Source organism: Eubacterium sp. AF34-35BH, assembly GCF_003477765.1.
Classification (GTDB): Bacteria; Bacillota; Clostridia; order Lachnospirales; family Lachnospiraceae; genus Eubacterium_G.
Genome location: NZ_QUDZ01000008.1, coordinates 23211 through 35900 on the forward strand (window position 1 = coordinate 23211; position 12690 = coordinate 35900).

Below are 12690 nucleotides of genomic sequence, written 5' to 3' on the forward strand. Positions count from 1 at the left end.
TGTCAGGTCGAAGAAGGTTCGACTTAATTTATACAAGGGAGGTGCTATTATGGCTAAATGTAGTATTTGCGGTAAGGGTGCTCATTTTGGAAACGCAGTGAGTCATTCACATAGAAAGTCTAATAAAATGTGGAAGTCAAACGTAAAGTCTGTTAAAGTTAAGACTGAAGGCGGAGCAAAGAAAATGTACGTTTGCACATCTTGTTTAAAATCAGGAAAAGTAGAAAGAGCATAGTATATGTTATTAGATAAAAAGACGCTGCATTTGGTAGTGTCTTTTTTCTTGTCTTTTTATACCAAAAAGGGTATAATATCCGTAACTGTGTAAGCAAGTATGCAAATACACTTGTAAAGGAGGATAACATATGAAGGGTAAGATGAATACTGACATGGGACAAATATTAATCAGCCAGGAAGTTATTGCAAAGTATGCCGGTGAAACAGCTTATGAATGTTTTGGCATTGTTGGTATGGCTATGGTTAGTGTAAAAGACGGAATTGTTAGATTATTAAAGAGAGACAGCTCTACAAAAGGAATTAATGTTGTTATAGATGAAAATAACGAAATAACAATAGATTTTCATATTATTGTTGCTTATGGTGTTAATATTGCAACAATAGCAGAAAATATTATTTCAAGTGTAAAATATAAAATAGAAGAATTTACAGGAATGACTGTAAAGAAAGTAAATATTTATGTTGAAGGTGTAAGAACAATTGACTAATGTGTCTTATGCTTAGGAGGATAAAGTTTTGGAAATTAATGTAATTGACGCACAGATGCTACAAAAAATGTTTATTGCAGGTGCAAAGAATCTTGAAGCAAAGAAAGAATGGATTAACGAATTAAATGTATTTCCTGTTCCTGATGGAGACACTGGAACTAATATGACACTTACAATAATGTCAGCTGCTAATGAAGTTGGTGCAATTGCTGACCCAACAATGGAAACAGTAGCAAAGGCTATTTCTACAGGTTCTCTTAGAGGAGCAAGAGGAAACTCAGGTGTAATTTTATCACAGCTTTTCAGAGGTTTTACAAGAGAAATCAAGAAATATGATGAAATTAACGTTGAGATTTTATCAAAGGCATGTGTAAGAGCGGTTGAAACAGCATATAAGGCTGTTATGAAACCAAAAGAAGGAACAATTTTAACTGTAGCAAAAGGAATGTCAGACAAAGCTTGTGAGATGCTAGGTCAAAGCGACGATTTAACAGTTGTAATTGACGAAATCATAAAACATGGTGAATATGTTTTAAGTCAGACACCTGAAATGCTACCTGTACTGAAACAGGCAGGAGTGGTTGACTCAGGCGGACAGGGACTTATGGTTGTTTTACAGGGAGCATATGATGCTTTCTTAGGAAAAGAAGTTGATTATACACTTGAGAATGTATCAAAAGCTTCATCAACTTCAGTATCTACAGACGATTTACCAATGGACGAAGCAGATATTAAGTTTGGATATTGTACTGAATTTATTATTAATTTAGACAAGCCAATGGATGATAAAGAAGAGAAATTATTTAAGGATTTCTTAGAGTCAATTGGAGATTCAATTGTTCTTGTAGCAGATGATGAGATTGTAAAGGTTCATGTTCATACAAATCAGCCGGGTGAGGCTTTCACAAGAGCTTTAACATACGGTTCATTATCAAGAATGAAGATTGATAATATGAGAGAAGAACATCATGAAAGACTCATTAAGAATGCTGAAAAGATGGCAGAAAAGCAGAAGCAGGAAGAAGCAGAAGCTAAAAAGAATGAACCTAAGAAAAAATATGGTTTTATTGCGGTATCAGTAGGTGAAGGCTTAGATGAAATATTTAAGGGATTAAATGTTGACTATATTATTTCAGGTGGTCAGACAATGAATCCAAGTACAGAAGATATTTTAAATGCGGTAAATGAAGTTAATGCAGAAAATATTTTTGTTCTTCCAAATAACAAGAACATTATTCTTGCAGCAAATCAGGCAGAAAGTTTAGTTGAAGATAAGAATTTAATTGTAATTCCATCAAAGACAATTCCTCAGGGAATTTCAGCCATGATTGGTTTTGTAGATGACTGTTCACCGGAAGAAAACAAAGAAGCCATGATTGACAGTATGTCATACGTTAAGACAGGCGAAGTAACATACGCTGTAAGAGATACAGTAATTGATGATAAAGAAATTAGAGAAGGCAATATTATGGGTATTGGCGATGAAGGAATGCTTGCAGTTGGCGAAGATATTGTGGCAACAACAGTTGACATGATTAAGGAAATGCAGGATGAGGATTCTGAAATCGTTAGCGTTTACTTTGGTGAAGGCATAACAAAAGAAGATGCTGATGTCCTTGCTTCAAAAATAACAGAAGAACTTCCTGACTTGGAAGTAGAAGTATATCCAGGTGGTCAGCCTGTATATTACTACATTGTTTCTGTAGAATAGAAAGGACAAAGTATGGACGAGATTTTTGTAGAGCAGATTGTAAAAAGAAAAACAGGTATTTCTGTTGTATTAATGCGAGTATTTTCTATTATTGTATTAATAATGGTGTTTCTTTTAATGATTATGCTTAATTTAGGAATTTTAGCTTTTACAATTGAAATACTGCTTATATACGGAGAATACATGTTATGGTGCTATACAAGCATTGAATATGAATATTCTTTGGTAAATGGAGAATTTTCTGTTGATAAGATAATGGGCCAGAGAAAAAGAAAAAATATTGCAAATTATGAAATTAAGGATGCAGAAGTAATTGCACCAATTAATTCAGAGCAGGTTATAAGAGGTTCCATGAATGCAATCGTAAAAGATTATTCAACAGGAAGAAAAAGTGAAGGTGTATATGCCATGATTATTAGTAATAACGATGGAAAAACTAAAGTTGTTATTGAACCTAATGAAAAAGTAATTGATGCACTATATCACTGCAGGCCTAATATTGTTGTAAAAAACGTATAAACATTTAATTTTTATGCGTGCAAAAAATAATAAAAAATGTCAGGAAAAAGAGATATGGTCATTGACGATGTCTCTTTTTTATGTTACTATTTTCGTTAAAATAGCGTGAAGAAATTTGCGCTTTAATTTAATTATACGATAGAATAAGGAGGAAAGAATCAGTGGGTAAAATTATTGGCGAAGGAATTACATTTGATGATGTGCTTTTGGTACCACAGTATTCAGAAGTGACACCTAATATGGTAGATTTATCTACACATTTAACAAAGAAGATCAAATTAAACATTCCTATGATGAGTGCCGGAATGGACACAGTTACAGAACACAGAATGGCAATTGCAATGGCGAGACAAGGTGGAATTGGTATCATTCATAAGAATATGACTATTGAACAGCAGGCAGACGAGGTAGATAAGGTTAAACGTTCTGAAAACGGTGTCATCACTGATCCGTTCTATTTATCTCCGGAACATACACTAAAGGATGCAAATGAATTAATGGCAAAATTCAGAATTTCAGGTGTTCCAATTGTAGTAGGAAAGAAGTTAGTAGGTATTATTACTAACCGTGATCTTAAATTTGAAACAGATGAAACAAAGCTTATTAAGGATTCAATGACAACAGAAGGTCTTATTACAGCAAAGGCCGGAGTAACTCTTGAAGAAGCAAAGGCAATTTTGGCAAAATCAAGAAAAGAAAAATTACCATTAGTAGATGATGATTTTAACTTAGTTGGTTTAATTACAATTAAAGATATTGAAAAGCAGATTAAGTATCCTTTATCAGCAAAAGATGCACAGGGAAGATTACTTTGTGGGGCTGCTGTAGGTATCACTGCAAACGTTATGGATAGAGTTAGAGCTTTAGTTGACGCTAAGGTTGACGTTGTTGTAATTGACTCAGCTCATGGTCATTCAGCAAATATTTTCAAAACATTAAAGATGATTAAATCAGAATTCCCTGATTTACAGGTAATTGCAGGAAACGTTGCAACAGGTGCTGCTACAAGAGATCTTATTGAAGCAGGAGCTGATGCAGTTAAGGTTGGTATCGGACCTGGCTCAATTTGCACAACTCGTGTAGTTGCAGGTATTGGTGTACCACAGGTTACAGCAATTATGGATTGTTATGAAGCAGCTAAGGAATATGGTGTTCCAATTATCGCTGATGGTGGTATTAAGTTCTCAGGTGACATTGTTAAGGCAATCGCTGCAGGTGGTAGCGTTTGTATGATGGGTTCAATGTTTGCAGGTTGTGATGAAGCACCTGGAGACTTTGAAATATTCCAGGGACGTAAATACAAAGTATATAGAGGAATGGGAAGTATCGCTGCTATGGAAAATGGTAGCAAAGACAGATATTTCCAGTCTAATGCAAAGAAACTTGTACCTGAAGGTGTTGAAGGCCGTGTTGCTTATAAGGGAAGTATTGAAGATACAGTATTCCAGCTTATGGGTGGACTTCGTTCAGGTATGGGATATTGTGGTGCAAAGGATGTTGAAACTTTAAAAGAAACAGGTAAGTTTGTTAAGATTTCAGCAGCTTCATTGAAAGAAAGTCATCCACATGACATTCATATTACAAAGGAAGCACCAAACTACACAACAGAAAATTAATAAAAACGTATATTATTTTTTAAATATGTGATAGAATAAAAAAGAATCTTTATAATAAAGATTCTTTTTTATTATGCATAAAGGAGAGAAGACGGTGGAAAACAAGAACGAAAAAAAAGATGAAATTGTTAATAACGAAAATACTACAACAGAAAAGAAAAAAACATTAAAAGTGAAAACAGCAGAAACTGAACAGGTAGAAAAGAAACCTATATCTAAAAGATTGTTGGTACCTGGTATAATTGTTGTTATTCTTATTGTTTTTGCAGTTGTTGTTTATTGGGCAAAGGTTATGAAACCAAAGTCAGATGTGGATAAGGACCTTGGAATAAAAACTGAAGATTACATTTCAGTTGGCGATGTTAAGGGGCTTACATATGAATTAACACAGGACATGTGGGATGAATCTGTATATGAAGATACAGATGAATATGAAGTTGTTAATAGAGCTGCAAAAGAAACTGATCAGGTAGAATATAACAGAGTAGCTTATGTTGACAACAAGAAAGTAGATGATTTGTCAGGAGAAGAGCAGGATATTAATATTTTAAGTTCAAATGAAGGACTTACAAAGACTTTTTCAGACAAACTTACAGGTCATAAGAGTGGCGAAACAGTTACTGTTGAAGTAAAAAATAATAAGGAAGTTAATGATTTTTCGTTAGCAAATAAAGATTATAGCAGTAAAACAGTTGTATTTAAGTTGAAAATTACATCAGTTAATAAGTTGACAAGAAACAAAATTACTGATAAATGGGTAAAAGACAATTATTACGAAGAACGTGGAATTTCAACTGTAAAAGAATACAACGAATGGATTTTGGAATACATCAAAGAAGAAATTATCAAGCCGGAATTATGGCAGAAGGCTTTGAAAAAAGTTAATTTGAAAGCTATTCCATCAAAATTACAGCAGGAAGTAATTGATTCAATGAATGGTGATGCAGAAGCTCAGGCTGAATATGAAAGCCTTTCTCTTGATGAATATAAGAAGAGAGAAGGTTTAGATGACAAGACTATGCAGGAGAATTATAAGACAGAATTAAAGTCTGAATTATTAATGTGGCAACTTGTAAAGGACTTAAAATTAACTGCTAGTAACGACGAAATTGAAGAACAGTACGAGAATTCATACGCAGATGCAAATTTGGATAGTGTAGAAGAGATGAAAAAGCTTTATACTAAAGAGGAAATCAAAAAAGTTGTTTTATTAGATAAAGCACAGAATTACGTTTTCAAAAATGCAAAAATTAAATATTCTTATAAAGTAAGAAAATAATTTTATGTAATATGAAAATCATCGGAAATTCTTAAAATCCAAAGGGTATTGGTAATATATATTGATTTTGGCAGGTGTAAAAGCCTGCCAAAATTAATGTAAAAAAGTCGTGGAAAGAGATTTTCCTATAAAGAAAAAACAAAGAAAAAGATTTTTGAAAATTAATAAAAACTTTTCTTGACAACCTATTAATGAATGTTATAATGAGAAAAGTAAAGGGTATCAAAGTAAGATACTTATACTAAACAAAACGTTGAAGAGGACAGTAGGTTATCCGGAGGGTTACAGAGAGAGATGTCTTGGCTGGAAACATCTTACAGAAAGATAATTGAAGACTACCTTGGAGTGGCTCTAATCAAGCCCGGTGACTCCGTTATAGTCCAAATGAGAGGCTTTTGTTTTGAAAGCAATCAGGGTGGAACCGCGTATAATACGTCCCTGTTTATGGAAACATAAACAGGGACTTTTCTTTTTGAAAAAAATGTTTATGTTTTACGTCAAAACAGAAAGGAGAAATATGGCAAGGCCATAAGTAGGAAACATGAAAATCACATTAAAAGATGGATCAGTAAGAGAATATTCAGAAGCAATGACAGTAAACGATATAGCTTTTGATATTGCAGGAGGATTAGGAAGAGCTGCATGTGCAGGAGAAGTAGATGGAGAAGTTGTAGATTTAAGAACAACTATTGATAAGGACTGTACATTAAATATTTTAACATTTAAAGATGAAGCAGGTAAGGCAGCTTATAGACATACAGCATCACATGTATTAGCAGAAGCTGTTAAAAATCTTTTCCCTGAAGCTAAATTAGCAATTGGACCTTCAATTGATGATGGTTTCTATTATGATTTTGACAGTGAACCATTTTCAAGAGAAGATTTAGATAAAATCGAAAAAGAAATGAAGAAAATTATCAAGTCAGGAGCAAGACTTGAAAGATTTACACTTCCAAGAGAAGATGCAATTAAATATATGGAAGATAGAAATGAACCATACAAGGTAGAGTTAATTAAAGATTTACCTGAAGATTCAACAATTTCATTTTATAGTCAGGGTGAGTTTGTAGACCTTTGTGCAGGACCACATCTTATGAGCACAAAGCCAATTAAAGCGTTTAAACTTACATCGTCATCAATGGCGTATTGGAGAGGTGATTCAGACAATGCAAGACTTCAGAGAATTTATGGAACAGCATTTGACAACAAAGATGCTTTAAATGAATATCTTGAAATGTTAGAAGACCAGAAAAACAGAGATCATAACAAGCTTGGTCGTGAAATGGAATTATTTACAACTGTAGATGTTATTGGTCAGGGATTACCTTTGTTACTTCCAAAGGGTGCAAAGATGATTCAGAAAATGCAGAGATGGATTGAAGACTTAGAGGACAACGAATGGGGTTACATTAGAACAAAGACTCCACTTATGGCTAAGTCAGATTTATATAAGATTTCAGGTCACTGGGATCATTACACAGACGGAATGTTTGTATTAGGTGATAAGGATAATGATAAAGAAGTATTAGCCCTTCGTCCTATGACATGTCCATTCCAGTATTATGTATATAAGGCAAGTCAGAAATCATACAGAGATTTACCATGTAGATATAGTGAAACATCTACATTGTTCAGAAATGAAGATTCAGGTGAAATGCATGGTTTGACTCGTGTACGTCAGTTTACAATTTCAGAAGGACATTTGATTGTACGTCCTGACCAGATGGTAGAAGAGTTTAAGGGATGTCTTGCACTTGCAAAATATTGTTTGGAAATATTGGGTGTTGAGGAAGATGTAACATATCATCTTTCAAAATGGGACCCTGAAAACAAAGAAAAATACATTGGTGATGCAGATGTTTGGAATGAAACAGAACAGGATATTAGAAATATCTTAGACGAACTTGGTATAAACTACACAGAAGACGTTGGAGAAGCAGCTTTCTATGGACCTAAGGTAGATATTAATGCAAAGAATGTATATGGAAAAGAAGATACAATGATTACAATTCAGTGGGATGCTTTATTAGCTGAACAGTTTGATATGTACTATGTAGATCAGAACGGTGAAAAAGTTAGACCATACATTATTCACAGAACATCTATGGGATGTTATGAAAGAACTTTAGCATGGTTAATTGAAAAATATGCAGGTAAGTTCCCAACATGGTTATGCCCTGAACAGGTAAGAGTTCTTCCTATTTCAGAAAAATATGAAGAATATGCTCAGTCAGTAGCAAAGGCATTAAAGGAAAGACATGTAGATGTAACTGTAGATTCACGTTCAGAAAAGATTGGTTACAAGATTCGTGAAGCACGTCTTGATAAACTTCCATACATGTTAGTTGTTGGACAGCAGGAAGAAGAAGACGGTACTGTTTCAGTAAGAAGCAGATTTGCAGGCGATGAAGGTGTAAAACCTCTTGATGATTTCATTAATCAGATTTGCAAGGAAATTGATACAAAAGAAATCAGAAAAGAAGAGCACAAAGAAAATCAAAAATAATAAACAAAAATAGAAAAATAATATTTTTGTTAAAAAAAGTATTTAGGCTTTTTGAATAGAAGTAAAAGAAATCTCCATACTATTAATAATCGGTTTTCCGAAAATAAATAGTATGGAGGTTTTTTATGACTGTTTTAAATTGTGATGTTAAAAATTGTTATTTTAACAAAAGTTCAAAATGCTGCAAGGATGGTATACAAATTGGAGGTACAGATGCCACAATTATGGATGCCACATATTGTGAAGATTTTAGAGAAAAAACTAACAGTATGACAAATACAGTTGAGCATTGTAACTGCGGTCCGGAAACAAAAATGGACGTAAAATGCGATGCGGTACATTGCACTTATAATGATAATTGTATGTGTCACGCAAAGGAAATTACAATTGATGGAAATGGTGCAACACACCAGAGCCAGACAGAATGTTGTAGTTTTGAATGTACCTGCTAAGTTAAAAAAATATTTTAAAAAGATTATTTCTATAATGTTTTACCTATAATTTTTTGATAAATAGTGCTATAATCTAGGTCAGGTAAAATAAAAAATATAAATTTTGGAAATTGTAAATTAATTAGAAATATCTAAAAAGTTAGAATTTTCATAAAAGTTGTAATTTTTTTAAAAAGTTGTTGACAATGTTATTCATAAATGATAACATATTGTCTGTTGAGAAAAGAAAGCAGAGTTATCCACTCTCACCCAGACGCAAAGGCGAATCGAGGTTTAATATTAATTTTGAAATTATTTAGTGGATAGTCTGTGCAGATTATCCACTTTTTTGATAGTCTGCTATCATAAAGAATTATTTATGGAGGTGCAATACTATTAGCGAGTTAATGATCAACGGACAGATTAGAGACAGAGAAGTCCGCGTAATTGGAACAGATGGAGAACAGTTGGGAGTTATGTCTGCCAGGGATGCTCAGAAGTTAGCTGACGAAGCAGAACTTGATCTCATCAAAATTGCTCCAAAGGCGAAACCTCCTGTATGCAAAATCATGGACTATGGTAAGTTCAGATATGAGCAACAGAAGAGAGAAAAAGAAGCAAAAAAGAAACAGCATGTTGTTGAAACTAAGGAAATCAGACTTTCACCAAACGTTGAAATGAATGATTTAAAGACTAAGGCAAACAATGCTAGAAAATTTATCACAAAAGGTGATAAGGTCAAAGTAACTTTACGCTTTAGAGGAAGAGAAATGGCTCATATAAGTAGTAGTGCACATGTTTTAGACGACTTTGCAAAGATGCTTGAGGATATTGCTCAGGTAAGCAAGGCGGCAAAACTTGAAGGCAGAAACATGACAATGTTTTTAGAAAAAAAGCGTTAAGCTTTTAACATATTTAAGGAGGAATTAATCATGCCAAAAATTAAGACAAACAGAGCAGCTGCAAAACGTTTTAAAAAGACAGGAACAGGAAAGCTTAAAAGAAATAAAGCTTACAAATCACATATCTTAACAAAGAAGACAGCTAAGAGAAAGAGAAATCTTAGAAAAGCAACAACAACTGATGCTACAAATGTAAAGAATATGAAGAAGATTTTACCTTATTTATAATCTGAAGTAGGAGGAAGAAGAAATGGCAAGAATTAAAGGCGGAATGAACGCTAAAAAGAAACATAATAGAGTATTAAAGCTAGCTAAAGGTTATAGAGGAGCTAGATCAAAACAGTACAGAGTAGCTAAGCAGTCTGTTATGAGAGCATTAACAAGCTCATACGCAGGTAGAAAGCAGAGAAAGAGACAGTTCAGACAGTTATGGATTGCAAGAATCAATGCTGCAGCTAGAATCAATGGTCTTTCATACAGCAAGTTCATGTATGGACTTAAGCTTGCTGGAGTTGAAATGAACAGAAAAATGTTAGCTGAAATGGCTGTTAATGATGCAGAAGGATTTGCAAAATTAGTAGATGTAGCTAAAGAAAAATTAGCATAAGTTTTATTATTCTTATAAAAAGAAGACCGAAAGGTCTTCTTTTTGTGTAATAAAAAATTACTTCAGAATTTCTTATTACACAAAAAACGTTCCACTATGGATGCATGCTTGCACGAATGGAAAAATGTTGCTCCCCATATTTTGAACACAGAATATTCCAATTATTAACACAAAAGAACAATACAATAACATTATTGATTGAAACGAAACTTCAGCGGCAGCTTTATAGCAATTATAGTTGTTATTACGATTTTTGTTAATTTACTTGCCGGAGTTGTTACATCTAATGAAGCCTGGGCAAGTATTGATATGACATCAATATCTTTATATACATTATCAGATGACACAATTAAAATGGTTAAGAAAGACGAAGCAAGTATCATTAAGAAGTATTTAAATAATGGTGGAAAATGGACCATAGAAAGTGATTCATCAGTAAATGTAAGCAGAAGTACAATAAACTCTGAAATGCTATCAAAATTAGTGGAAATTGATGCTTCTGATAAAATAAGCAGTCCAAGTGATATAAAGGATTATGGCTTTATCAAAAAGAACGAAGAAATTACAGGAAGTACAAATAACATTACTGTAACAGATTCAAATGGTAAAAACTACGAAATTCATTTTGGAAGTGTCAATCCGTATGATTCAACGCTTTATTATATGATGGTTAAGGGAGACGATAATGTGTATACTGTATCTTCTGATTTAATAGAAGCATTTAGTAAAACAGTGGATGACATTGAAGAAACAACGAAAGCCACAGCTAAAAAATAGCTGTGGCTTTTTGAGTAATAACAACTCTTATTATGCAGCTAGTGGGACTTGAACCCACACCCAAGGTAATATGGACATGAACCTGAATCATGCGCGTATGCCAATTCCGCCATAGCTGCCAAGCATATTAGTGTTTGATTCATATAAATATTTACTACATTTTAGAGAAAATATCAAGAGTAAATATTTATAAAAGCAAGTACAAATATGTTAATATACTTAAAAATAAACAAAAAAAATACCTTGACAACTCAAGGTAACAAAAAATAAAATGCGGAAGATGGGACTTGAACCCACACGATCGCATTGATCACAAGATCCTTAGTCTTGCTCGTCTGCCAGTTCCGACACTTCCGCATACGTTTCAAACGCAAGACATATAATACCATGTGTTTTTAAGTGTGTCAACAATTTTTTACAAAAAAGATGAAAAAAATGAGAAAAAGATTTTATTAAGGCTTTGAAGCAGCTCTTTTATAAAGTGTGTTTTTGTTGTATAATTACTATTAATTAGGGAATTTTTTGGGAAGCAGGCTTATAACGGAAATTTAATGATTCAAATTAAGTATTGTTTAAGGATGGCACATTTTTCGGAGGTATATTATGAATATCAGAGAGAAAAATGAAAAAATGGAAATGGAATATTTAAGTATTTACGCAGCGAAGAGCTGTGAGAGTATGGGTAGGGACAGAGAAGAGGCTCAATGTGACATAAGAACTGTCTATCAAAGAGATAGGGACAGAATTATACATTGTAAGGCTTTTAGAAGACTGAAACACAAAACACAGGTTTTTCTGGCACCAATGGGAGATCATTATAGAACAAGATTAACCCACACATTGGAAGTTTCTCAGATTGCAAGAACTATTTCAAAGTCCTTAGATTTAAATGAGGATTTAACTGAAGCAATTGCTTTGGGACATGATTTGGGTCATACACCATTTGGTCATGCAGGAGAGAGAACTTTAAATAAAGTTTGTTCATTAGGTTTTGCACATGCAAAGCAAAGTATCAGAGTGGTTGAAGTTTTAGAAAATAATGGTTTAGGACTTAATCTTACAAAAGAAGTTCGTGATGGAATACTTAATCACAGAACGTCAGGTACTCCACATACTTTAGAAGGCAAAGTTGTAAGACTGTCAGATAAGATTGCCTATATTAATCACGACATAGATGATGCCATAAGAGGCAAAATCATAACTGAAAATGATATTCCTAAGGCTTATACAGAGATTTTAGGAAAGTCTACAAAAGAACGATTAAACACTTTAGTTCACGATATAGTGAAAAATAGTTATAATAAGCCGGATATATTAATGTCCCAAGAGATAGAGGAAGCAATGATGGGGCTTAGACAATACATGTTTGAGAGTGTATATACCAATCCGGTTGCAAAAATAGAAGAAATAAAAGTAAAAGAAATGTTAAAACAACTATTTTATTATTACTTAGACAATATAGAATATTTACCACCTGAATATAAATACCTTATTAATGAAAAAGGTGAGAACAAAGAGCAGGTGGTGTGTGATTACATAGCAGGAATGAGTGACCAGTATTCTGTTGCTGCTTTTAAGAAAATATTTATTCCAAAGTCTTGGGAACTTTAAAATAGC

13 protein-coding genes, 2 tRNA genes and 1 other annotated feature are annotated in these 12690 nt (G+C 33.3%); of the genes, 13 read left to right on the forward strand and 2 right to left on the reverse strand.

Annotated elements, in window-relative coordinates:
• Positions 1–49 precede the first annotated feature (49 nt).
• The 12 genes from rpmB to DWZ69_RS09630 all read left to right on the forward strand — a co-directional run bounded on the left by rpmB (position 50) and on the right by DWZ69_RS09630 (position 11073).
• Positions 50–235, forward strand: a complete 186-nt coding sequence (gene rpmB / locus DWZ69_RS09575) for a 50S ribosomal protein L28 (protein ID WP_022165620.1) — start codon at positions 50–52, stop codon at positions 233–235.
• Positions 236–365: 130 nt separating this feature from the next.
• Complete coding sequence (locus DWZ69_RS09580) at positions 366–725, forward strand: Asp23/Gls24 family envelope stress response protein (RefSeq protein WP_022165619.1); 360 nt, start codon at positions 366–368, stop codon at positions 723–725.
• Between the two features lie 28 nt (positions 726–753).
• Positions 754–2436, forward strand: coding sequence for a DAK2 domain-containing protein (locus tag DWZ69_RS09585; protein ID WP_117999054.1), 1683 nt, complete (start codon positions 754–756; stop codon positions 2434–2436).
• 12 nt (positions 2437–2448) lie between these two features.
• Positions 2449–2955 (forward strand): DUF6106 family protein, encoded by a 507-nt coding sequence (locus DWZ69_RS09590; RefSeq protein WP_117999053.1) that lies wholly within the window; start codon positions 2449–2451, stop codon positions 2953–2955.
• 161 nt (positions 2956–3116) lie between these two features.
• Complete coding sequence (guaB, locus tag DWZ69_RS09595) at positions 3117–4571, forward strand: IMP dehydrogenase (protein ID WP_117999052.1); 1455 nt, start codon at positions 3117–3119, stop codon at positions 4569–4571.
• Positions 4572–4665: 94 nt separating this feature from the next.
• Entirely contained in the window at positions 4666–5850 is a 1185-nt protein-coding gene (locus DWZ69_RS09600) for an FKBP-type peptidyl-prolyl cis-trans isomerase (protein ID WP_158573381.1), read from the forward strand.
• Between the two features lie 244 nt (positions 5851–6094).
• Positions 6095–6293 (forward strand) — a binding site (T-box leader).
• 98 nt (positions 6294–6391) lie between these two features.
• Positions 6392–8356, forward strand: coding sequence for a threonine--tRNA ligase (gene thrS / locus DWZ69_RS09605; protein WP_118436916.1), 1965 nt, complete (start codon positions 6392–6394; stop codon positions 8354–8356).
• A gap of 125 nt (positions 8357–8481) precedes the next feature.
• Entirely contained in the window at positions 8482–8808 is a 327-nt protein-coding gene (locus DWZ69_RS09610) for a DUF1540 domain-containing protein (RefSeq protein WP_022165613.1), read from the forward strand.
• A gap of 386 nt (positions 8809–9194) precedes the next feature.
• Complete coding sequence (gene infC / locus DWZ69_RS09615; RefSeq protein ID WP_117999049.1) at positions 9195–9689, forward strand: translation initiation factor IF-3; 495 nt, start codon at positions 9195–9197, stop codon at positions 9687–9689.
• A 30-nt stretch (positions 9690–9719) separates the two neighbouring features.
• The gene (rpmI, locus tag DWZ69_RS09620) at positions 9720–9917 is read left to right on the forward strand and encodes a 50S ribosomal protein L35 (RefSeq protein WP_022165611.1); all 198 of its coding nucleotides are present in this window, start codon (positions 9720–9722) and stop codon (positions 9915–9917) included.
• Positions 9918–9939: 22 nt separating this feature from the next.
• A complete protein-coding gene (rplT, locus tag DWZ69_RS09625) occupies positions 9940–10296 on the forward strand; it encodes a 50S ribosomal protein L20 (RefSeq protein ID WP_117999048.1) in 357 nt (118 codons plus the stop codon).
• 198 nt (positions 10297–10494) lie between these two features.
• On the forward strand, positions 10495–11073 hold the full coding sequence (locus DWZ69_RS09630; RefSeq protein ID WP_117999047.1) for a DUF4340 domain-containing protein: 579 nt from the start codon (positions 10495–10497) through the stop codon (positions 11071–11073).
• Between the two features lie 33 nt (positions 11074–11106).
• On the opposite strand, the gene DWZ69_RS09635 is transcribed toward DWZ69_RS09630, so the two are convergent.
• Positions 11107–11192, reverse strand: a tRNA-Leu gene (locus DWZ69_RS09635).
• A gap of 153 nt (positions 11193–11345) precedes the next feature.
• Positions 11346–11430: transfer RNA gene (locus tag DWZ69_RS09640), tRNA-Leu, on the reverse strand.
• Between the two features lie 246 nt (positions 11431–11676).
• On the opposite strand from DWZ69_RS09640, the gene DWZ69_RS09645 reads away from it, so the two are divergent.
• Positions 11677–12684 (forward strand): deoxyguanosinetriphosphate triphosphohydrolase, encoded by a 1008-nt coding sequence (locus DWZ69_RS09645; protein ID WP_117999046.1) that lies wholly within the window; start codon positions 11677–11679, stop codon positions 12682–12684.
• The last annotated feature ends 6 nt before the right edge of the window (positions 12685–12690 follow it).